General features: G+C 42.7%; 24 protein-coding genes. 16 read left to right on the forward strand and 8 right to left on the reverse strand.

The window, feature by feature from the left end; all coding sequences use genetic code 11:
* Positions 1–113 precede the first annotated feature (113 nt).
* Positions 114–962, forward strand: coding sequence for an N-acyl homoserine lactonase family protein (locus HYN43_RS09320; RefSeq protein WP_119411671.1), 849 nt, complete (start codon positions 114–116; stop codon positions 960–962).
* 145 nt (positions 963–1107) lie between these two features.
* Here the strand turns inward: HYN43_RS09320 and HYN43_RS09325 are convergent, their stop codons facing one another.
* Entirely contained in the window at positions 1108–2892 is a 1785-nt protein-coding gene (locus HYN43_RS09325; RefSeq protein WP_119411672.1) for a glycoside hydrolase family 15 protein, read from the reverse strand.
* Between the two features lie 146 nt (positions 2893–3038).
* Between HYN43_RS09325 and HYN43_RS09330 the strand changes: the two genes are divergently transcribed.
* The 9 genes from HYN43_RS09330 to HYN43_RS09370 all read left to right on the forward strand — a co-directional run bounded on the left by HYN43_RS09330 (position 3039) and on the right by HYN43_RS09370 (position 13210).
* Positions 3039–3674: a peroxiredoxin gene (locus tag HYN43_RS09330; protein ID WP_119411442.1), complete on the forward strand. Its 636-nt coding sequence runs from the start codon at positions 3039–3041 to the stop codon at positions 3672–3674.
* A gap of 140 nt (positions 3675–3814) precedes the next feature.
* Positions 3815–4012 carry a cold-shock protein gene (locus tag HYN43_RS09335; protein ID WP_090525558.1) on the forward strand — a complete coding sequence of 66 codons (198 nt, stop codon included), beginning with the start codon at positions 3815–3817 and terminating at the stop codon, positions 4010–4012.
* 119 nt (positions 4013–4131) lie between these two features.
* Positions 4132–5364, forward strand: coding sequence for an MFS transporter (locus HYN43_RS09340; protein ID WP_119411443.1), 1233 nt, complete (start codon positions 4132–4134; stop codon positions 5362–5364).
* Between the two features lie 279 nt (positions 5365–5643).
* Positions 5644–6558: an oxygen-dependent coproporphyrinogen oxidase gene (gene hemF, locus HYN43_RS09345; RefSeq protein ID WP_119411444.1), complete on the forward strand. Its 915-nt coding sequence runs from the start codon at positions 5644–5646 to the stop codon at positions 6556–6558.
* 55 nt (positions 6559–6613) lie between these two features.
* A complete protein-coding gene (locus HYN43_RS09350; RefSeq protein WP_119411445.1) occupies positions 6614–7012 on the forward strand; it encodes a hypothetical protein in 399 nt (132 codons plus the stop codon).
* A 160-nt stretch (positions 7013–7172) separates the two neighbouring features.
* Positions 7173–9770 carry a DNA gyrase subunit A gene (gyrA, locus tag HYN43_RS09355; RefSeq protein ID WP_119411446.1) on the forward strand — a complete coding sequence of 866 codons (2598 nt, stop codon included), beginning with the start codon at positions 7173–7175 and terminating at the stop codon, positions 9768–9770.
* A 3-nt stretch (positions 9771–9773) separates the two neighbouring features.
* On the forward strand, positions 9774–10892 hold the full coding sequence (locus tag HYN43_RS09360) for a tetratricopeptide repeat protein (protein WP_119411447.1): 1119 nt from the start codon (positions 9774–9776) through the stop codon (positions 10890–10892).
* Between the two features lie 9 nt (positions 10893–10901).
* Positions 10902–12164: a tetratricopeptide repeat protein gene (locus HYN43_RS09365; protein WP_119411448.1), complete on the forward strand. Its 1263-nt coding sequence runs from the start codon at positions 10902–10904 to the stop codon at positions 12162–12164.
* A 251-nt stretch (positions 12165–12415) separates the two neighbouring features.
* Positions 12416–13210 carry an SDR family NAD(P)-dependent oxidoreductase gene (locus HYN43_RS09370; RefSeq protein WP_119411673.1) on the forward strand — a complete coding sequence of 265 codons (795 nt, stop codon included), beginning with the start codon at positions 12416–12418 and terminating at the stop codon, positions 13208–13210.
* Positions 13211–13301: 91 nt separating this feature from the next.
* Here the strand turns inward: HYN43_RS09370 and HYN43_RS30265 are convergent, their stop codons facing one another.
* Positions 13302–13499, reverse strand: coding sequence for a hypothetical protein (locus HYN43_RS30265; RefSeq protein ID WP_162996396.1), 198 nt, complete (start codon positions 13497–13499; stop codon positions 13302–13304).
* A 204-nt stretch (positions 13500–13703) separates the two neighbouring features.
* Between HYN43_RS30265 and HYN43_RS09375 the strand changes: the two genes are divergently transcribed.
* The 4 genes from HYN43_RS09375 to HYN43_RS09390 are packed head-to-tail and all read left to right on the forward strand — an operon-like array spanning position 13704 to position 16692.
* The gene (locus HYN43_RS09375; protein ID WP_342633831.1) at positions 13704–14147 is read left to right on the forward strand and encodes a DUF4442 domain-containing protein; all 444 of its coding nucleotides are present in this window, start codon (positions 13704–13706) and stop codon (positions 14145–14147) included.
* A gap of 6 nt (positions 14148–14153) precedes the next feature.
* On the forward strand, positions 14154–14615 hold the full coding sequence (locus tag HYN43_RS09380) for a GNAT family N-acetyltransferase (RefSeq protein ID WP_119411450.1): 462 nt from the start codon (positions 14154–14156) through the stop codon (positions 14613–14615).
* Between the two features lie 15 nt (positions 14616–14630).
* Entirely contained in the window at positions 14631–15263 is a 633-nt protein-coding gene (locus tag HYN43_RS09385; protein WP_119411451.1) for an AlbA family DNA-binding domain-containing protein, read from the forward strand.
* Between the two features lie 49 nt (positions 15264–15312).
* Complete coding sequence (locus HYN43_RS09390) at positions 15313–16692, forward strand: MATE family efflux transporter (RefSeq protein WP_119411452.1); 1380 nt, start codon at positions 15313–15315, stop codon at positions 16690–16692.
* On the opposite strand, the gene HYN43_RS09395 is transcribed toward HYN43_RS09390, so the two are convergent.
* The 6 genes from HYN43_RS09395 to HYN43_RS09420 are packed head-to-tail and all read right to left on the reverse strand — an operon-like array spanning position 16689 to position 21498.
* On the reverse strand, positions 16689–17591 hold the full coding sequence (locus tag HYN43_RS09395) for a histone deacetylase family protein (protein ID WP_119411453.1): 903 nt from the start codon (positions 17589–17591) through the stop codon (positions 16689–16691). The genes HYN43_RS09390 and HYN43_RS09395 overlap by 4 nt on opposite strands.
* Positions 17592–17599: 8 nt before the next feature.
* On the reverse strand, positions 17600–18448 hold the full coding sequence (locus HYN43_RS09400) for a bestrophin family protein (protein ID WP_119411454.1): 849 nt from the start codon (positions 18446–18448) through the stop codon (positions 17600–17602).
* Positions 18449–18460: 12 nt separating this feature from the next.
* A complete protein-coding gene (gene kynU / locus HYN43_RS09405; RefSeq protein WP_119411455.1) occupies positions 18461–19744 on the reverse strand; it encodes a kynureninase in 1284 nt (427 codons plus the stop codon).
* Between the two features lie 25 nt (positions 19745–19769).
* Entirely contained in the window at positions 19770–20372 is a 603-nt protein-coding gene (locus tag HYN43_RS09410) for a DNA-3-methyladenine glycosylase (protein ID WP_119411456.1), read from the reverse strand.
* On the reverse strand, positions 20369–21022 hold the full coding sequence (locus tag HYN43_RS09415) for an alpha/beta hydrolase (RefSeq protein WP_119411457.1): 654 nt from the start codon (positions 21020–21022) through the stop codon (positions 20369–20371). Before HYN43_RS09415 ends, HYN43_RS09410 begins: the two co-directional genes overlap by 4 nt.
* Positions 21022–21498, reverse strand: coding sequence for a GAF domain-containing protein (locus HYN43_RS09420; RefSeq protein WP_119411458.1), 477 nt, complete (start codon positions 21496–21498; stop codon positions 21022–21024). The genes HYN43_RS09415 and HYN43_RS09420 overlap by 1 nt, the downstream gene beginning before the upstream one ends.
* A gap of 74 nt (positions 21499–21572) precedes the next feature.
* On the opposite strand from HYN43_RS09420, the gene HYN43_RS09425 reads away from it, so the two are divergent.
* Together HYN43_RS09425 and HYN43_RS09430 are read left to right on the forward strand one after the other, a co-directional pair.
* The gene (locus tag HYN43_RS09425) at positions 21573–22283 is read left to right on the forward strand and encodes a DUF3291 domain-containing protein (protein WP_119411674.1); all 711 of its coding nucleotides are present in this window, start codon (positions 21573–21575) and stop codon (positions 22281–22283) included.
* Positions 22280–22528, forward strand: coding sequence for a hypothetical protein (locus HYN43_RS09430; RefSeq protein ID WP_119411459.1), 249 nt, complete (start codon positions 22280–22282; stop codon positions 22526–22528). Before HYN43_RS09425 ends, HYN43_RS09430 begins: the two co-directional genes overlap by 4 nt.
* Positions 22529–22715: the final 187 nt, after the last annotated feature.

Raw genomic sequence — 22715 nt, forward strand, 5'->3', positions numbered from 1 at the left:
TATTCAGATAATTAATTTATGCCCGCAATTAGCCGCGGGCATTTTTTATATTCGGGAACGCGTTTAATCCGGAAATCAATGTAGGTTTGATGGCGCACTATCCTGCTATTTTTATGAAAAAAATTAACCTGTTCACTCTCATTCTTTCATTTGTAAGCCTGGCGGCTTGTGCGCAAACGCCAACTTATAAAGTTTACGCCGTGAAATTTGCCGAATCTGGCTACCCATTTAAAGTAGGCGACTGGGCGCTGAACGGCCCTAAAAACCAGCCCGTTAAAATTGATTTCATGGTATGGCTCATCAAAGGGAGCAATGGTAAAAACATTTTGGTTGATGCCGGTTTTTTAGGTGATATAGAAGATGCCAAAAACTTTCAGCTAAAAACATACCAGCGACCGGATTCGGCCTTGTTAAAGCTCGGGGTAAAGCAGGATGATATTACCGATATTATTGTAAGTCATCCCCATTGGGATCATTTTGATGGCTTAAGCCTTTTTCCGAAAGCAAAGGTTTGGATGCAAAAGCTGGATTATGAGTTTTTTACCGGGGCAGCCTGGCAAAAAAAGGGTGAAGCAGGCGGTTTTGCAAAGCGCGATGTAATTACCGCTGTAAACTTAAATTTAGCTGGCAGGCTTAAGTTAGTTAATGGTGATAACAAGGAGATCATTAAAGGGATAAAAGTTTATACAGGTTCAAAACATACCTATGATTCGCAATATGTACTGGTGCAATCGGGGAGCAAAAAAGTGATACTGGCATCAGATAATATCTGGATTTATTACAGCCTTCAACATTTAGTTCCGCCTTCGCAAGGCGGTACGCTCGATCCGAAAGGATATGTTAAGGCTATGCAGCGGATGAAAACGCTTGCCAGTGATGTAAAATACATTATTCCGGGGCACGACGGGAAGCAATTGGAGGTTTTTCCTAAAGTTGCGGATGGGGTGGTGGAGATTAGGTAGCCAAAAAAAACCGCGCTCGTTTGCAACGGGTGAGTAATGTGGGTTCGCGTTTAAAACGCAACGGGCGATACAATCGCCAATCCATATCAAGCACCCGTTGCAAACAACCGCAAGAAGAATGCAATATAACAGCGGCATCAAGTACCTACAAAAATATCGGCCTGTCCAACTTCATCGCAATCCGGTAGGCCGCATTCATCAAGCCCACATGACTGTAGGCCTGCGGAAAATTGCCCCATTGGCTGCCATCGTTTTCATCAACATCCTCGCTAAAAAGCTGCAAATGGTTTGAGTATTGCAATAAGTTACCAAACTCGCGCTGTGCATCATCCAAACGCCCAACAGCCGCCAGCGCCTCAACATACCAAAAAGCGCAGATCAGGAAAGTGGTTTTAGGTTTACCAAAATCATCGGCATATAAATACCTGTAAAATAAACCATTGGGTGTTCTTAATTCTTTCTCCAGTGCAGCTAAATGATCCCTGGCTTTTTGCGAATTTGGATCAAGGTAATTCATCATAATGAGTTGCAGCGTACTGGCATCAAGGTTGCTGCTGCCGGCCGAATTGGTATAAACTTTCCTAACCGGATCGTAACAGCTTTCAATATGTGCGGCGGCGCGTTCTTTTAATGAGATAGCCTTATCAATTAAATCCTGGTTTTGAATGGTTCGTGCCATTTTTTCGGCAGCCGAAGCGCCGGCCCATTGAAACAGGTTGCTGTAACAATGAATATTGGCCATATTCCTGAACTCCCAGATGCCGGCATCTTTTTCATCAATGGTATGTTCAATTTTACTCAGCAGAAATTCAATCCAGTGCACCGAGTCTTTCCGCTCCGAAAATACAAAGCGATGATCAGTGTACAGGGGCAGGAGGGAAATGAGCACCTGTCCGTAAATATCGTTCTGGATGTGCTCGGATGCCTGGTTGCCTATACGCACCGGCTGGTTGCCCATATAGCCGGTTAAATCGGTTAAAATGCTTTCTACCAGATCTTTTTGCCCGGTAATGCCATATAGCGGCTGATAACGTTCCATTTCAGAAAAAGTGATATCTGTAACATAGCTGAAATACTTTTCCATCTCTTCAAAATGGCCTATGTGGTTAAGCGCCGTAATCACGTAATAGGTATCACGCAGCCAACAATAGCGGTAATCCCAGTTGCGGCCGCTCCCCGGCGATTCGGGCAAACTTGTGGTACTGGCCGCTATAATAGCGCCGGTATCCTCAAACTGGTGTATTTTAAGAGCTAAAGCCGAGCGGATCACAAAAGGTTGAAAATACGTGGCGATGGATGAGTGCTTGATCCAGGTGCGCCAGTACTGCACGGTTTCTGAGTAAAAACGTTCGGCAGTGCTGTTTAGCGGGGCTTCGAGCGGTTCGCCATAGGTCATTACCAAATATTTGGTTTCATTAAGCACAAAGGCCTGTTCATCAAAAATATAACTGATGGGGATATTGGTGGTAAGACGAATGTTTTCTTCGCCGCCCTGGTATTGAATGTGGTTGCTGCCGCGGTTAACGCTCAATTTAACTGCGCCGTATTCAGATACCGGCTCGCATTTAACAACAACACGGGGCGAGCCTTCAATGGCCTCAATCCGGCGAATCAGCATCAGGGGTTTATAATAACGCTGATGCTGATAAAAGCGTGGAGCAAAATCAGTTATGCGATATTTGCCGCCGCTTTCGGGCGTAATTTCGGTAATTAGTACATTGGTGTTTTCCAGGTAATGCTGCTGCGATTGGTATTCGCCTTCGGGACGGATAGAAAACTCGCCGCCTTTTTCCTTATCAAGCAACCCGCCGAAGATAAATGTACTATCAAAACGGGGCCAGCAAAGCCAATCTACATTGGTGTTTTTGTTGATATGCGCTAAAAAGGCACAATTGCCAATAATGCCGGTATCATAGGTGTGTTTGCTCATTGGTAGCTTTGTGTTATTTTCAAAAGTCAACAACACAGGCTTTGTAATGTTGGCGTAAATAATAGGATTATTTAAAGTTTGTTTGCATTTGTTTAACAATGTATAGTAACTTAGTCGTATTAATTCAACATTAAAATCTATCAATTATGAGTTTAAGATTGGGCGATAAAGCGCCAAACTTCCAGGCAAAAACATCAGCAGGCGAAATTGACTTTTACGAATATTTAGGCGATAGCTGGGGCGTATTGTTCTCGCACCCCGGCGATTACACACCGGTTTGTACTACCGAGCTGGGCAAAACTGCTGCCTTGAAAAACGAGTTTGAAAAGCGCAACGTTAAAGTATTGGCGCTGAGTGTTGATTCGGTAGAATCGCACCATGGCTGGATCAATGATATTAACGAAACGCAGGGCGTTGAAGTAAACTTCCCGATTATTGCCGATGAAGACCGCAAAATTTCTGAAGCTTATGATATGATCCACCCTAATGCTTCGGTAAATGCCACCGTGCGTTCGTTGTTTATCATAGGTCCGGATAAACTGGTGAAGCTTATTATTACCTATCCTGCTTCAACCGGCCGTAATTTCCAGGAGATTTTACGTGTGATAGATTCTTTACAGTTAACTGCCAATTACAGCGTAGCCACACCTGCCGACTGGAAGGAAGGAGAGGACGTAGTAGTGGTTCCGGCAATCAAAACTGAAGACATCCCGGCCAAATTTCCGAAAGGTTATACTGCAGTTAAGCCCTATTTACGCATAACACCTCAACCAAATAAATAATTTTATTTGGTTTATTTAATAATTTTATATATTTGGTAAAGACTGAATATCTAATTCTCCTGAACAATATAAACCTAAGTTATTTTCAGTTTGGTTTTAGTCAATCTTAAATTGAATTTTTTATTACGATTATTATAATTATGAAAACTGGAAAAGTAAAATGGTTTAACACACAAAAGGGATATGGTTTTATTATTACCGAAGAAGGTAAGGACCTTTTTGTTCACTTTAAAGATGTACAGGGCGGCGTAAATGCCATAAAAGATAACGACAGCGTTACGTACGATGTGGAAGAAGGACGAAAAGGATTACAGGCCGTTAACGTAAAAAAAGCATAAAATTATTGATAAACTTTACTCACAGGAACCTCTGCCTTGTCGGAGGTTTTTTTTGTGCCGAAATTTTTTTGCTTGTAGTATAAATCGCCTACTTTAGCCAACCAATTTTTATAATTTATATGACTGATACTGCCGCTTCCAAAGCTTCGCGGAATGCATTTTTTTTAGTGCTTGTAGCCTCGCTGGGTTATTTTGTTGACATATACGACCTTTTGGTTTTTTCGATAGTGCGGATCCCCAGCTTAAAAAGCATTGGTTTAAGCGAACAGGAAATAACAGATAAGGGATTGTTTATCATTAATGTACAAATGGCCGGATTGCTGCTTGGTGGCATTATATGGGGTATTATTGGTGATAAACTTGGCCGTATTAAAGTACTTTTTGGTTCGATATTGCTATACTCATTGGCCAACTTTGCTAATGGTTTGGTGCACGATGTTAATACTTACGCATTGGTAAGATTTATAGCCGGGCTTGGCCTTGCCGGTGAATTAGGAGCAGGAATTACCTTAGTAAGCGAAACGTTAAGCAAAGAGAACCGCGGTTACGGCACTATGATGGTGGCCGTAATAGGTTTGTTTGGCGCTACGGCCGCTTATGCAGTTGCCAAATTTGGCTGGCGTAACGCTTATTTTGTAGGCGGTGGCTTAGGCATACTCTTGCTTTTGTTACGCATGGGCACTTTCGAATCGGGCATGTTTAAAAACGTAGAAAAAAGTGATGTATCCAAGGGTAATATGTGGATGCTTTTTACCAGTTGGGAACGCCTGAAAAAATACCTGTTTTGTATTTTGATCGGTGCACCATTATGGTATGTAGTTGGTGTATTGATCAGTTTTTCGGATAAATTTGGTGCAGCCCTGGGGGCGACAACAGTAATTAAACCCGGCGACGGAATATTTTACAGTTACATAGGTATTGCTATCGGTGATATCGTAGCTGGTTTGCTTGCCCAATTTACCAGGTCGCGCAAATTAACCATGGCTGTATTTTTAATACTCTCGTTGGTAAGCGTTCATTTCTACCTGAGCGATACCGGCATCACTCCCGAAAGGTTTGCGGTACTGAGCTTTTTTATGGGTTGTACGGTTGGTTATTGGGCAACTTTTGTTACCATCGCTTCCGAGCAGTTTGGCACCAATATTCGCTCTACGGTTACCACTACCGTACCAAACTTTGTACGCGGATCGCTTATTCCAATCACATTTGCATTTAATGCTTTTAAAGACAAATACGGATATATCCATGCCGGTTATATTATGATGGCGATACTTACCGTAATTTCCTTGTTTGCATTAAGCCAGCTTAAAGAAACCTTTGGTAAAGATTTGGATTACCTCGAAATAAGTTAAAAACCCCCGTGTTCCATTTTCAAAAAACAAGTGTTCCAATTTAAAAACGGGGTGTTCCAAAGTGTTCCACAACTGATTGCCGAAAATGATAAATATTGATTATCAGTCACTTGTATTTTCGACTTAAAAAAGTGGAACACTTAAATAATTGATTATCAATGTATTGATTTTTCGCAGGTGTTCCACCCCAAAAATTGGAACACCTGTATTTTTTTGTACCTGTTTTACAGCTTGTGATACTTCCCCGGCAATCCTCAAAATTCACTACTTTTACACCCTATGATCAGCAAAGAACAAATAGCCGAAGATTATAAACTGATACAGGATGAAATTTGCACCGCGCTTGAACAATTAGACGGTGCAGCCAAATTTGAGCAGGAACTTTGGGAGCGCGAAGGTGGGGGTGGAGGCCGTACCCGCGTTATCCAAAACGGTACAATCCTCGAAAAAGGAGGAGTTAACTTTTCGGCAGTTCACGGTCATTTGCCCGATACCATGAAAAAAGCCCTGCAGGTTGAGCAGGACGATTTTTTTGCCACCGGCGTATCCATCGTGATCCACCCCAATCATCCGCTGGTGCCCATCATCCACATGAATATCCGCTATTTCGAAATGCCATCAACCATGGCCGGCGAAAGCAAGCCCGTACGCTGGTTTGGCGGCGGTATCGATTTAACACCGCATTATGTTTTTGAGGATGATGCCCGCTATTTTCATAGTGGCTTAAAAGCAGTATGCGATCAATACTATGCCGATTTTTACCCCCGCTTTAAAAAGTGGGCTGATGATTATTTCTACATCAAACACCGCAACGAAACCCGCGGCATAGGCGGCATATTTTACGACAGGCTTACCGCCAACGACGACCTGAGCTGGGGGCAGATTTTTGAGTTTTCAAAATCAGTTGGCCGCTCGTTCGCTCCGCTATATACCGAATTGGTAAACCGTAACCGAAGTAAAGAATTTACAGAAGCTCAGCAATTATTTCAATACCAGCGCCGCAGCCGCTATGCCGAATTTAACCTCGTTTATGATGCCGGCACCAAATTTGGCCTGGAAACCAATGGCCGCATTGAATCGATACTGATGAGCCTGCCGCCAACCGCAAAGTGGGTTTACGATTACCATCCGCAACCCGGCAGCGATGAAGAAAAAACACTATCTTTATTAAAAAAAGGAATTAACTGGGCTTAGGCTTGAGCTGAAGGCAGAAAGCTGAAAGCGGAAAGCCTGGCTGATATCGTTACCTATGAAAAAAACTTTTCTATCGATAATCTTTGCATTGTTGCTATGCGCTTTTCGGTTTGATGACAGTCCGTTAAAAGGTACCTGGGAGTATCGAGGCGGCATCATTAATGGTAAACTTGATGGTGCGCCGAAAGATTACAAACTACAGCGGGTTTACGATAATGAGCATTATAAAGCCAAAGTAATAGAGGATGGCGAGAAAACGCTGATATATGAAAAAGGCGACTACCGTCTGAATGCCGATACCTGCTTCGAAACGCAAACCTATTGCATGCAGGAGTCAAAACTGCTTAACAAAACCATAAAATACAACTATATTATAAGCAATGATACCCTTAAACTGCTTTCAGTTTTACCAAACGGAAACAAGGTTGAAGACTATTGGGTTAAGCTTAGATAAACCTGCAAAGTGTAACAAAAATTTAACATACTACACCCTAAAAACGCCGTTTATTATTACTAAAAGTGGCGGGGTGTCAACTATTTTTTTAACTTCGCAGGTCGTTTAAAAATCAATTTTAACACGCAATTATAAGAGAAGGCTCTACAAATAATTAAAAATGGCTGAAGGAACAGAAAACGATAATTCACACGCAGAAGACAGGATAATTTCGATAAATATTGATGAGGAAATGCGATCGGCCTACATTGATTATTCAATGTCGGTTATCGTTTCAAGGGCGCTGCCCGATGTCCGCGATGGACTAAAACCGGTACACAGGCGTGTATTATACGGCATGCTTGACCTGGGCCTTACCAACGGCAAGCCCTATAAAAAATCGGCTCGTATAGTAGGTGAGGTAATGGGTAAATACCACCCTCACGGCGATAAATCGGTATATGATACCATGGTACGTATGGCCCAGGAGTGGAGCTTGCGTTATCTTTTGGTTGAAGGCCAGGGTAACTACGGATCTGTTGACGGTGACGAACCTGCGGCAATGCGTTATACCGAAGCCCGCCTGCAAAAGCTTGCTGAAGAGATGCTGGCCGATATCAACAAAGATACCATCGACTACCAGTTAAACTTTGATGATTCTTTACAGGAGCCAACCGTACTACCTTCTAAATTCCCTAACCTGCTGGTTAACGGTGCTTCGGGCATTGCGGTGGGTATGGCTACCAATATGGCACCGCACAATCTTTCGGAGGTTATTGATGCTACTGTAGCATTGATTGATAACCGCCAGATTGAGGTTGCCGAGTTAATGAAATATGTAAAAGGCCCGGATTTCCCGACTGGTGGTATCATTTATGGTTACGATGGCCCGCGTGAGGCGCTGGAAACCGGTCGTGGCCGTGTAGTGATCCGTGCCCGTGCCGAAATTGAAACTTATAACGGCGAGCGCGAGCGTATCATTGTTAGCGAAATACCTTACCAGGTAAACAAAGCGCTGATGATTGAGCGTACCGCCGAACTGGTTAACGAGAAAAAAATTGAAGGCATCTCCGCAATCCGCGATGAATCGAGCAGGGAAGGGATTCGCGTTGTTTATGAAATAAAACGTGATGCTAATGCAGCCATTGTTTTAAATAATCTGTTTAAATACACTGCTTTACAAACTTCATTCAGTGTAAACAACATCGCATTGGTTAATGGCCGCCCTATGTTGCTTAATCTGAAGGATCTGATCCATCACTTTGTTGAGCACCGCCATGAGGTTGTTATACGCCGTACCAAATTTGAGCTTAACGAGGCTGAAAAACGTGCACACATCCTTGAAGGTTTGTTGATCGCGTTAGATCATTTGGACGAAGTTATCCGCCTGATCCGCGCATCGCAAACACCTGATGAAGCAAGGGAAGGGTTGATGAGCAGCTTCGGCTTAACAGATATCCAGGCCCGCGCTATCCTCGATATGACATTAAGGAGGTTAACAGGACTTGAGCGTGATAAGATCAAAGATGAATATGCTGCTTTAATGAAACTCATCGAACATTTGAAAAACATCCTGAGCGACGAAGGCATGAGGATGCAGATCATCAAGGACGAGTTGACCGAGATTAAAGAAAAATATGGCGATGAGCGCCGCACCGAAATGGTTCACTCATCTGCCGAAATGCAGACTGAAGATTTCATCGAGGACGAGAACGTAGTAATCACCATCTCGCGCGAAGGCTATATCAAACGTACACCGCTTACCGAATATCGCCGCCAGGGTAGGGGTGGTAAGGGTGCTATTGGCAGTAACAGCCGTGATGAGGATTTCATCGAGCACCTGTTAATCGCATCCAACCATAACTATATGTTGTTCTTCACCGAGTCGGGGCAATGTTTCTGGCTCAGGGTATTTGAAATTCCGGAAGGCACACGTACTTCAAAAGGCCGTGCTATCCAGAATATCATCAATATCCCTAAAGAAGAAAAGATCAAGGCATATATTAAGTTGCTTTCATTAAAAGATACTACCTACCTCGAAAACAACTTCATTATCATGTGTACCAAAAAAGGTACCATCAAGAAAACTTCGCTTGAGGCTTACTCTCGTCCGCGTTCAAACGGTATTAACGCTATTAATATCAATGAGGGCGATTCGCTGTTGGAAGCAAGCTTAACCAGCGGTAACAGCGAAATTGTAATGGCACTTAAATCGGGCCGTGCAATTCGCTTTAACGAATCAACTGTGAGGCCGATGGGGCGCACAGCTACAGGTGTACGCGGTATCACTCTTGATGATGAGAATGATGAGGTAGTTGGCATGATCAGTATTGATGATACACAGACCACTACAGTACTGGTAGTATCAGAAAAAGGCTATGGAAAACGTACCGATATTGAAGATTACCGCGTTACCAACCGCGGCGGTAAAGGTGTAAAAACTTTAAATATTACTGAAAAAACCGGAAACCTTGTAGCCATAAAAGGTGTTACAGATAAAGAAGACCTGATGATTATCAATAAATCGGGCATTATTATCCGTATTGCAGTTAGCGAGTTGAGGGTAATGGGTCGCGCCACACAGGGTGTAAGGCTCATCACACTTAAAAACGACGACGAAATTGCTTCAGTAGCCAAAATAGAGCATGAAGAAGAGGAAGAAGTAGGCGAGGGCGATGTTGACGCGGCTGAAGGCACTGATGCTACCGGCGAAACAACCGGTGAAAGCAATACGGCCGATGACAGCACAGAAACATCATCCGACGATACAACTGAATAAACTATGCACTACCGCAAAATCTTTTTAACAGTTTTAATATCATTTGTTACTACAACCTTCGCGTTTGCCCAAAAGGAAGCGCTGAAGGTTGTGGTTAACAACCTGGCCTTTTACAAACAAAAAGGCGATCTCAAATACCTCGCAGCAGCAAAAAAGTCGGCCGATAGTTTGATCATCACTAAATCAGACACCGCTGATATCGAAAAAAACCTGTACAGGGCCATCGTAAATTCGAGCATTTTGTATGTCGATTCGCTGAATAAACTGGGTATGCCGTCTGAATTGATTACCCAAACCTCGCAGCTAATTGATAAGTTATCAGCAAAAAATAAGATCTTCAAATATCAATCCGAGCTTGATTATACTAAGCGCTGTATGGCAAATACTTATATCCGCAAGGGTTTTGAATATGTAAACAATTCGGATTTTAACAATGCCAAAACATCGTTTGAGAATGCTAAAAAGTATGCTCCGGGCATGAACCAGATCAATACTTACATAGCATTTGCCAATAATAAAGCGGGCAATTTACAGGACGCTGCAAAATATTACACCACTTTATTAAAAACCGATAGCGCAAAAACCGAATATATCGAAACGGCATCCAACATTTATAAAGCCCTGGGCGACACCGCAAAAGCTTTACAAATATTGCAAAAGGGAAGGAAGCTGTTACCTAACGACCGGTTTTTATTGCTGGATGAGGCCAATATCTACAACAACAAAAAAAACTATAAAGCGTTAGAACCCCTGATACCACCCTTGCTTGATATCAATGCCAATAACGCCGATATTGCATTTGTTGCCGCAAATTGCTACGATCATTTAAATAAATTTGAATTGGCCGAATCACTATATTTACGTGCGATTGAACTAAGCGGAACCGATTTCGATCCGGCATTTAACCTCGGCTTGTTATATTTGAAACAAACTGCCGGTAAAAAGGAGGGGAGCGATATCCAGGATCTGGGCAGGGCTATTCAATGGCTTGAAAAAGCTAATGAGATATCACCCAACAATGTAAAAAGCTTACAGGCGCTGCAACTGGCTTATCAAAAGTCGGAAAACCAGGACATGTTAGACAGAGTAAACAATAAACTAAAACAGTTAACCAATCAATAATAAAGCATCATGAAAATCAAACTTTTGATGGCAGGCCTGTTAGGCTTAGTTTCAGCAACGGCGTTTGCACAAAAAGGCGAGCTTAATACAGCTAAAGAAGAATACGAAAAATATTCTGGCTTAAGAGGACAGCCGGCAATGGCATCAATGGCAGGTAAAAGCCTGAGCACTGCTAAAGAATCTATCGATAAAGCAGCCGTTAACGAAAAAACAGCCACTTTGCCGTTAACCTATGCCGTTAAAGGATCAATTTATTCTGCGCTTGCCGTTCAGGATACCGTAGCGGCTACTTCGCTGCCATTATTTAACACCGCCGAAGAAGCTCTTAAAAAAGCTAAAGAAGTTGATTCAAAAGGTGAGAATACCAAAATGATTAACGAAGCTTATTTAAACCTTGCTCAATACCAGCTTACCAAAGGTGTAAAAGAATATTCGGCCGGTAAATACGATCTGGCTTACAAAGCTTTTGATTTTTACCGCACTGTAGCTCCTGAAGATACTAACGCCATTTATTATACCGGTTTGGCCGCTGCAAACGCTAAAAATTATCCTGCAGCAATAACCAATTACAGCAAGTTACTTACTACCAATTTTTCAAAAAACCAAACTACATATCTTGATCTGTCGTCGTTGTATTTAGCCAACAGGGATACTGTTAATGCGTTAAAAACCGCAAGCGATGGTGTAGCAAAATATCCGGCCAACAGCGAATTGCGTAAACGCGAAATTGAGATCAGTTTGCAAACAGGTAAAGAAAAAGAGGTTGTTGATAAAATCCAGGCTGCTTTGGTTAACGATCCAAAAAATAAAACTTTGTATTACTATGCAGGCCTGACTTACTCACAGGCAGGTGATGGTTATTTAAACGCGCAAAAAGCTGCAAAAGACCCGGCTGCAAAAGCAAAATTGCAGGCATCAAAAGCCGAAGCTTACGGCAAAGCGGGTGAGATGTACAAAAAAGCACTGGAAATTGATCCTAACTATTTTGAAGCGAATTTGAACCTTGGTTACATTATTTTAAGCCCGGCAATTGATGCTTACAACGCTGCTAATAAATTACCGGCCAACAAGCAAAAAGAATATGATGCCGCTGTTGCCAAAGCAAAAGCACAGTTTGATTTGGCTAAACCGTACCTGGTTAAAGCTGCGGAGCTTCAGCCAAAATCGTTAGATGCATTACAAAACTTAAGAACTTACTATCAAGGTGTAAGGGATGATGCTAATGCTGCCAAAATTAAAGCGCAGATTGACGCTTTACCAGCTAACCAATAACAAAAATAAGAGGAGAGGCTTACAAAAGCCTTTCTCTTTAAAATAGCTATTTAACATAATGTTAATTATAGTAAAATAAAACAAATCAAAACAGAGCGATATTACGAGGCCGTTATTTGGAATTTTCAACGCATATCAGCGTAAGAAAAGTTTACGATTGTCAAGCGAATTTAATTTTGTAAGTACAAAATCTGGCAATGCTACAAAACGGCATTACACTTGTAAAAGCCAAACCAAAAAACAAACAAACCATGAATCTTAATTTAAAAAACAAAACCGCGCTCGTTACCGGATCAACAGCCGGCATTGGATATGCTATTGCAAAATCATTAGCAACCGAAGGTGTTAACGTTTATATAAATGGCCGCAGCCAGGCCAAGGTTGATGAAGCCACAAAGAAACTGATTGAAGAAACAGGAAATGAAAATATTAAAGGCATCGCGGCTGATTTTGCGAATACTGCACAGATATCTGCGCTAACAGAGCAATTGCCGGAGGTTGACATTTTGGTAAACAACGTTGGCATTTTTGAACCTAAAGAATTTGCCGCAATAACCGACGAGGACTGGTTTAAATTTTACGAAGTGAACGTTTTAAGCGGTGTACGCTTATCAAGGGCATATTTTGATAAAATGCTGGCCAAAAACTGGGGCCGTATAATTTTCATTTCCAGCGAGTCGGCTTACCAGATCCCTACAGAAATGATTCATTATGGTATGACCAAAACTGCGCAAATTGCTGTTGCACGTGGCCTTGCCGAACTTACCACAAACACCGGCGTAACCGTAAACACCGTATTGCCAGGTCCAACAATGTCTGAAGGTGTTGGCGATTTTGTGCAGGCTTTAGCCGATGGCCAGGGCGTTACCACAAGCGAAATTGAAAAAGATTTCTTCGCCAATATCCGTGGTACATCGTTGTTAAAACGCTTTATTACAACCGATGAAATTGCCAACCTGGTAACTTATGTAGCCAGCCCGTTATCGGCAGCCACTAATGGCGCTACTTTGCGTGCCGACGGCGGCGTTATAAAAACGGCATTCTAAATCGTCATTTCATTTTAAATCGTCATTTGACGAAATAAAAAAATCCCGTACCTACATGGATACGGGATTTTTTATGGAAATACTATCCGGATTACATTTTGGTAGTATCTTTTTTGCTTGTGTCTTTTTTAGCAGTATCGGTGGCTGCAGGTGCCGGAGTGCTTTGGCTTGCAGTATCCATTTTGGTGGTATCAGATCCGTCGCCTGCCTTTTTTTCAGAACTGCAGCCCGTAGCAATTCCACCAATCATTGCCGCGACAAGCGCGAAGCTTAAAATTTGCTTTTTCATAGTTATTTGTTTTAGAAAATTAATTATCAATATGTTGTGAACCATACTATAAACCCTCCCGGTAGCTTATTGTTTAACCAATGTTTAAAAAGCCCGTATTTTTTTTAACATTGCCTGTTTTGATTAACATTGGCGGGCATAATCCGGCATTTTTTCTGATATTTAAGCGTTATGGTTGTATCCGAACGATTATTGAAATGGGTGATGAGGTTATACCCCCCTCTCCTCTTTCAACGTATTTGGGTTGTTAAATTTTTAAAAGGATACCGTGGCGTGGAAGTAAGGATACGTAAAAGTTTTCTGAATAAAAATTACAATAATAGCATCTTCGGGGGTACGCTTTTCTCGGCTGCTGATCCTTTCTATCCCCTGCTCTTTCACCAGATTTTTACGGGTAAGGGATATAAACTGATGGTATGGTCAAAATCGGCATCGATACAATATATCAAACCGGCCACTACAAATTTATTTTTCAATATCAGCCTGAGCGACAATGATATCGACGATGCAGAAACCATTTTAAATACCAGCGGGAAATTTATTAGCACCTTCCCTATTGACATTTACAATAAAGATGGCGAAATATGCGTATCCCTGATGAACGAGGTGTACGTGCGGAACTTAAACTTTATTGATACTAATATATAGCTACTGATGACTACAGTGATCATGAATGACGATGCCTTTGAAAAACGAGGCTTTAAAATATCTACCGATAAAAACCTGCTCAATGTTGATGTTATTTATGATTTTTTGAATAACGATTCGTACTGGGCCAAGGGTATCCCCCGTCAGAAATTGGCACGTGCCATTGAAAACTCCATGTGTTTTGGAATTTATTTTAACGACCAGCAGGCAGGCTTTGCCCGCGTGGTTACCGATAATGCCACATTTGCCTATATCTGCGATGTGTTTGTTTTGCCGGACTACCGTGGTAAAAGCTTATCAAAATGGCTGGTGCAAACTATCATCAAACATCCCGATTTGAAAGGTTTAAGGCGATGGTCGCTCGCTACGGCAGATGCGCACAATTTGTACAACCAGTTTGGCTTTTCGCCGCTTGCCAAGCCCGAAAGCTGGATGGAGATTTATACCCCATACATCAAACCTCAATAATTTAACCCTACGGCTATGAACAAAACCAATGTAAGGAAGCTGATATTTGAAGGAGAAAGCGTAACGCTCGACTTTAAAAAAACAATTACAAGCTGCGAAAAAATAGCCCGCACCATGGTATCATTCGCCAACAATAAAGGCGGCAAATTATTGATCGGTGTTGCCGATGATGGCACTATAAAAGGTGTAAAATCTGAAGAGGAAGAAAAGTACATGATCACCCGTGCCGCGCATCTTTTTTCGCGCCCGGCCCTCGACCCTGTATTTGAAGAGATTTATGTTGATGATAAGGTAGTGCTGCTTGTTGATATTGCCGCGAGCGACCTTAAACCTCACTACGCCTTAGCCGAAGACGGCAAATGGTGGGCTTACGTACGCGTGAAGGATAAAAGTGTATTAGCCAGCAAAATTGTACTGGAAGTGCTAAAGCGTTCATCAAATGATCAGGGCGTTTTAATTGAATACTCAGATAATGAACGTACCTTGTTAGGCCACCTTGAAAAGGCTGGCCGCGTTACTATAAAAGAGTGCGCAGAGCTTTTAAAAGTTGGCCGTCGAAGGGCCCAGGGTTTGCTTGTAGATTTAATTCTTTCGGGCATCATAAAAATCAACACCACCGAGAAAGAAGAATATTATACAGCCTGCTGACTTTTGTTAGCAGGCAAATTGTTACTTTTGGCGCCCCACACCAAATGTAATGACCGGCATCTTTTCGAAATATAAACCTTTTTATAGCGAGAGTTTGAAACTGGCTATTCCGGTTGTTTTTTCAAACCTGGGCCATACCCTGGTACAAACATCTGATACAATTATTGTAGGTCATTTTGCGGGCACTTCATCGTTGGCGGCAGTGGCGCTGGTAAACAGTTTGTTTATGGTGCCGTTGGTAATTGGGATGGGGATTTCGTATGGTCTGACTCCCCTTGTTGCTCAGAACAATGGCCGGGGTGATAAGCGCGAATGCGGCATGCTGCTTTCAAATAGTTTGTTTTTGAACATGCTTAGCGGCATCTCGTTGTTTGCATTAATTTATTTCGGCACCATGTTGCTCATCGGGCATCTTGACCAGTCGCCGGCGGTGGTAACCGAAGCCAAGCCATATTTGTTGTTGTTAAGTTTGTCGCTGATCCCGCTTTTGGTATTTAATACATTTAAACAATTTGCCGAGGGCCTGGGCTTTACCCGGCAGGCTATGATGATATCCATCTGGGGCAATGTGCTCAATATTTGCCTTGGGATTATTTTTGTTAAAGGGATGTTCGGCATCCATCCAATGGGAATAAAGGGCGTTGGTTACAGCACGCTGATAGACCGTTGCGTGATGGCTACCGTGATGACAATTTATGTTTTGAGATCAAAGAACTTTAAAGAATACTTGTATGATTTTGCCCTTAAAAACATCGATCAGATGAGGGGTTTACAGATTATGAAAATTGGTGCACCCGTGGCCTTGCAATACGTTTTTGAAATAAGTGCCTTTGGCGGGGCCGCCATTCTGGTCGGTACCATCGGGCTTGTGCAGCAAGCTGCACATCAAGTAGCCATCAACCTGGCGTCTATGACGTACATGACGGCAAGTGGTGTTTCTGCTGCAGCTGCTATCAAATCGGGAAATTATTTCGGAGCAGGCAAACGTGAGGAATTACGCTACTCCGCAATTGCCAACTACCATATTGTATTAATTTTTATGAGCATTACGGCGCTGATGTTTACTTTTTTCCGGGAATATCTGCCCTGGATTTATACTTCTGATAAGGAGGTAATAAGCATTGCAGTACAATTACTTATCATTGTTGCATTCTTTCAGTTATTTGATGGCGCACAGGTTGTTGGCTTGGGTGTACTTCGTGGTATGGGCGACGTTAACATTCCAACCCTCATCACCTTTTTAGCGTATTGGGTGATTGGCTTGCCTATTGGTTACCTGCTGGGTATTACACTTCATTGGGGTATTAACGGTGTTTGGTATGGGTTGGTGTTGGGGTTGGCAACGGCCTCGGTGTTGCTGTTTATCCGGTTCAATATCATCAGTAAAACCTGTAAACCCGACGAAGAACCAAAATTAGTTGCCGGTTAAAAATACAAATCAACAGCAACCTTAAAGGTGTTGCAATGCGCCTCCACAATATCCCTAATATCGGGCGAGTATCCCCCACCCATGCTTACCTGCACCGGAATGCTGTATTTTATGCATTGTTCAAAAACAAACTGATCGCGGGCTTTACAAGCTTCCTTGCTTAATGCAAGTTTGCCGAGTTTATCTGTGGCTAAAATATCCACACCGGATAGGTAAAAAATAAAATCAGGTTTACGGTTTGCTATTAACTGAGGTAAAGTTTTAACAAGAATACCGAGGTACTCGTCGTCCGAAACACCATCCTGCAAAGGGATATCCAAATTTGATCGTTCTTTACGATATGGAAAATTATTGGCTCCATGCATTGAAAATGTAAATACCCTGGGCTCTTTTTCAAAGATCTCTGCAGTGCCATTTCCCTGGTGCACATCTAAATCAATTATTAAGATAGATTTAGATAAGCTATTATTTAATAAATAGTTAGCAGCTATAGCCTGGTCGTTAAGTAAACAGAATCCTTCGCCCCAGTTGCTGCCTGCATGGTGAGTGCCGCCGGCTACATTGAATGCTACCCCGCTTTCGGATGCAAACCTGCAGCCATCGATTGTGCCTTTGGCTATCCTCATTTCACGCTCAATAAGCCTTGCCGATAACGGGAAGCCTGTTCGGCGTTGTTCTTTATCGGGCAGCGTTAAATCACGTAATTGATGCCAGTAAGCAACATCATGCGTTTGAGTGATAAGATCTTCATCCGGTAATCCCGGTGAAAACAGATTGGCCGGCGTAATTATCCCTTCATGCAGCAATTGCCCCGGAATCAACTCATACTTTAACATCGGGAAGCGATGACCCTCAGGTAAAGGATGAGCATAAATCGGGTCGTAAGCAATTTTAAGCATCTGTTACCTTATAGTTCCTCAACGTTTTTTCTGATGGTATCGCAAATTCCCTCCAGCGGCAAATCGTTCGCATCGCGACCAAACGGATCTTCAATCTCCTCGGCCAGGATCTCGATACTTGCGAATACAAAAAGCACAAAACCGATGATGGGTACAATGAGATACTTAAGTTCAAAAGCCCAGGTAAAAGGCAGGGTCATGATATAAGTGAAGATAAATTTCTTGATAAAAACATTATACGAGAACGGAATGGGCGTTTTTTTGATTCGCTCGCAGGCGCCGCAATTATCTGTAAAAGAAGTTATTTCGGTAGTTATACTAAACAATTGCTCAGGGTTTATCACGCCTTCCCGGTTTAGTTTATAAACTTTTTCGATCATGGCAGATGCTATCTGGTTTGGCACATGCTTAGTTGAATCGATAGAAACAAACTGCTGTTCTTCATGCACATACTCGTCGCGCAAATGATTTTTTAGCGACCGGGCGTAAAACGGAATGGCAAACTTAAAGAAAGCCAGATCCTGCTCGCTAACCAAATGCTTTAACTTAATAGCAAAGTTACGACTGTTGTTTACCAGGCTCCCCCAAATCTTTCGCCCTTCCCACCACCGGTCATAAGCCGAGTTGATACGGAAAGCCAGCAGCAATGAAAACACAAAGCCGATGGTTTGATGTATAAAACTCACCTTTTTCAGCAGGCTGGTATCGGGCAGCTCCCAAACGTCGATCAACAGATAAGTAACCAGACCTGCATAGGCACTTACGGCTACGATAAGCGGAAAGAGCTCCCGTAAAGTATCGGCCCTGTTTATTTTAAAAATCGAGAAAAACCACTCTTTTGGATTGTAATACACCATGTTATGATATTTTTATAAAGTAGTAATTGAAGTGGCTAATAACGCAGCCGTCTTGTAAACATCTTCGAAAGTATTGTACAGCGGCACCGGGCTTAAGCGGATAACATCGGGTTCGCGCCAGTCTCCTATCACGCCATTTTCGGCAAGAAAGTTAAAAGTAGCCTTTGCGTTCCGCTTGCAAACCACCGAGAGCTGGCAGCCACGGGTTTCCGGAGCGGCAGGAGTGATAATCTTGAAAACTTCCTCGTTTTGGTTTGTATTAATATCATTTATTAAAAACTCCAAATAGCCCGTTAGAGACTCGCTTTTTCTTCGGAGGATACTTATATCGCCCGCGGTATCAAAAATCGCCATAGAGGCTTTAAATAGCGCCAAAAGCAAAATAGGACTGGTGCTTACCTGCCAGCCATTGGCACCATGAGCAGGATCGAAGCCGGGAGCCATCAAAAAACGATTATCCTGCCGGTATCCCCACCAGCCTGCAAAGCGATTAAGCTGCCCATCGGTGAAATGCTTTTCGTGTACAAAAATACCGCTGATGCCGCCGGGGCCCGAATTCATGTACTTGTACGAGCACCAGCAGGCAAAATCGGCACCCCATTCGTGAAGTTTTAGCGGCACATTGCCCGCTGCATGGGCCAAATCAAAACCTGAATAAGCTCCGGCCTGGTGTGCGGCGTCGGTTATGGCTTTCAGATCAAAAAACTGACCGGTGTAATAATTAATTCCGCCAAACAGTACCAAAGCCAGTTCATTTTGGTTTTGGTGGATTGTGCTGATGATATCTTCCGTGCGTAATGTAAACTCGCCTTCCCGTGGAAAAATCTCAATTATCGCATCCTTAGGATCGAAGCCGTGGTACTTCACCTGGCTCTCCATGGCATATTGATCTGAGGGAAAAGCGCCTCCCTCCATGATAATTTTAAATCTTTTGTTATCTGGTTTATAAAAGCTTACCATCAGTAAATGAAGGTTTACTGTAAGTGAATTCATTACAGCAACCTCGTTTTCCTGCGCGCCAACAATTCTGGCTATCGAACCCGAAAGTGATTTGTGGTAATCCAGCCAGGGATCATCTCCCTGAAACCAGCCTTCAACAGCAAGGTTTTTCCAATTGTTCAACTGGTCATTTAAGTACTGTTGCGCAGTAATGGGTTGTAACCCGAGCGAATTTCCGCAGAGATAAACCACGTCTTCGCCTTTATGCCGGGGGATAAGAAACTGATTCCTGAAATTTTTAAGCGGATCGAGTTGATCCTGCTGTTTGGCAAACTCTAAATTATTTTGATAATTCATTGCCCAATATTACAAATTCAAAAGCTTATTTATTGGGCTTGCTTACGTAAATATTGCCTTTTACATAAAAACGATACGGTAAAAACGCGTCTTCCTTAGCATAAGCCACACCTATGCGCGGGCCGTCGGCGATTTGCTCATCCGGAAAACACAGCCCTCTGTCTTCAATCCATATGGTATCGCTTTGCAGGCTGATAGCGTTGATTTTACGGGAAATACCTAAAGCTTTCGCAACAGATCCGGGACCTTTGGTTATGTTGGGTTTAAGCACCGGCATATTGCGCCGTATTTGCATGGCCTCTATCCCATCAGTTGGCTGAATAGCCCTGATCAGGATAGCCTGGGGGTGCCCCTCTACAGAGGTTACGATATTAAACATTTCATGAATACCATAGCATAGGTAAATGTAAGTGATGCCGCCCTGTTTAAACATGATACTGGTTCGCGGCGTGTTACGATTGCCATAAGCGTGTGAAGCCCGGTCGATAGCGCCATTATAAGCCTCTGTTTCAACAATATATCCGCCGGTAGTTATACCGTCAATGCGGGTAAATAAATACTTGCCAATCAGGTCTTTGCTGATAGCCACCACATCATTGCCTAAATAATAACTTTCGGGCAGCTTCATTTCTTCAAAATTCCTTTCAATAGTTTGTTGATTTCTTTGGCCTTATCAAATATCATGATATGGGTACCGCCTTTTACTATGGTTGCACCTTTTATCCGCTTATAATCAAAAACGAGATCTTTATCACCGGTAATGTGATACAGGTTGGGTGGAATAACGTCATTTTGCCAGTGCAGGATAGCATACATGGCCCACTTCATAAACACAGGCGACGATTTTTTGAGCATATCACCAAACAACCAGGCATCTTCATCGCTCATATGGCCAAACACAGGTTTTACCATTCCGCCCATCGAATTAAACAGGCTGCCTGGCATAAGCTTATAAACCGGCAGGGTTCGAAAAAATTTAAAATACCAGGGAGCCTCATCGCTTGTTTTGATGCTCGAGATCAGGATCACTTTCTCAACCGGCATAAATTTGGCCACTTCAACCGCGATAATACCACCCAAAGAATTACCTATCAATACCGAATTTGGTTTGATATTGTATTGAAATATAAGCCTTTGGGCACAAGTAGCTAAAGTGTCGTTTAAGTCGTCGGGCTCAACCCAATCTAAAGGGATTACCTCATGTTCATCATTCAGGTTGATGTTATTGTAAACACGGGTATCGGCGCCAAGGCCCGCTATCAGGTAGATTCTGCTCATTAAAAATTAACCAGTTTAACTATCTGCTCCAGGTACTGTGCATCGGTTTCGTTAAACTGATCCAGCAATTCGCTATCTACGTCCAATACCGCCACAACCTCATTGTTTTTAAATACGGGTACCACAATCTCCGAACGGGAAAGTGAACTGCAAGCGATGTGCCCCGGAAAAGCTTCTACATCAGGCACCACGAAAGTTTTAGCCTGCTGCCAGGCGGCTCCGCAAACACCTTTGCCCAGGCCAATGCGGGTACAGGCTACCGGCCCCTGGAAAGGACCTAAAACAAGTTCGCTGTTTTTTACCAGGTAAAAACCAACCCAAAACCATTTAAACTGCTCCTTTAAAGCTGCCGCTACGTTTGCAAGGTTCGCCACTAAATCGGGCTCACCGTAAAGCAAAGCTTCTATTTGGGGGATCAGCGTAGTGTACTGCTCGGCTTTATCGGTTGATGTGGTTATTTTTAAATCTTCTGCCATGGTGCAAACTTAACAATGTGGTATCGAAAGTAAATAAGGCTAATATCATATTAAATTTTTTAATTCGCATTTATATGATCGTTAGCCTTACTATAGTCCGCTACCGCAAGCTTTTTATTCCCTTCGCCCTGTTGGCTATGGCCTTGCACCGGTTGCCTATGATGCTGCAGAAAGGATGCAGCTTTTATAAACTCCTCGGTTCGGGAAAAAACGGCACTTTCGATCTGAAACCCGACTGGCAGCAATGGGGCCTGATGGCTTGCTGGGAAAGCCAGGAGCACTTTGATCGGTTTTACAAACGCTCATTTGTATCATCATGGTGGAGATTGTTATGCAAGGAACGCTGGACTATACTTTGCGAACCACTACAAAGCCACGGCCAATGGAGCGGCCGGGAACCTTTCGGGAAAAGCTCTGCCAACGGCATCAGCGGCCCGGTGGCCGTACTTACCCGGGCTACCATCAGGTTTAACCGTCTTAAAAACTTTTGGGCCAATGTAGATGCTGTGGCCGGCATGATGGCTAATGCACCAGGTTATGTAACATCGTTTGGAATAGGCGAAGCTCCTGTTTACAGGCAGGCAACTTTTTCAGTTTGGAAAAGTACCGATGATGTAAAGGCGTTTGCCTACCAGAGTCCCGAACATGCAGAAGTAATTAAAAAAACACGAAACGAAAACTGGTACAGTGAAGAACTGTTTGCCCGGTTTAAACCTTTGGCAAGCTTTGGAACGCTAAACGGAACCGACCCTTTAAAGGGTTTACTAAATAATAAAACAACATGAGAATTATTGCCGAACTCCCCCATCCCGATTTTAAAATATCCATCCTGAACATGAACAATAAATTTATTGTAAAGGCTGAACAGGGCTCACTTGAACAAAGCTACAAGATCCCCGAAATAGATTTAACCGATGGCGTTAACAGTGTTTTTGAACTATTGGACGATGAATTTCTGAAAAAGATAGCTGCCCGGTTTATTGAGATGCGCAACGATTATAAAGACGCTTACTTTAGATACAATTATTAAGATGGTCTATCGTTAATGTTTGACTATCAATTGTTTATAGTGAATGAGGCTCTAAAACAGAATTAAATTTGGTTAAACTTTGCTTGGTAGCGCCTAACGTTGGATAGATGCTATTTATATCTAAATAAAATCTTTATAAAGATCTTGTAAATAACTGTATAATAACAATTTAAAAACAACAACAAAA

Origin of the sequence: Mucilaginibacter celer (assembly GCF_003576455.2) — a bacterium.
Taxonomy (GTDB): domain Bacteria; phylum Bacteroidota; class Bacteroidia; order Sphingobacteriales; family Sphingobacteriaceae; genus Mucilaginibacter; species Mucilaginibacter celer.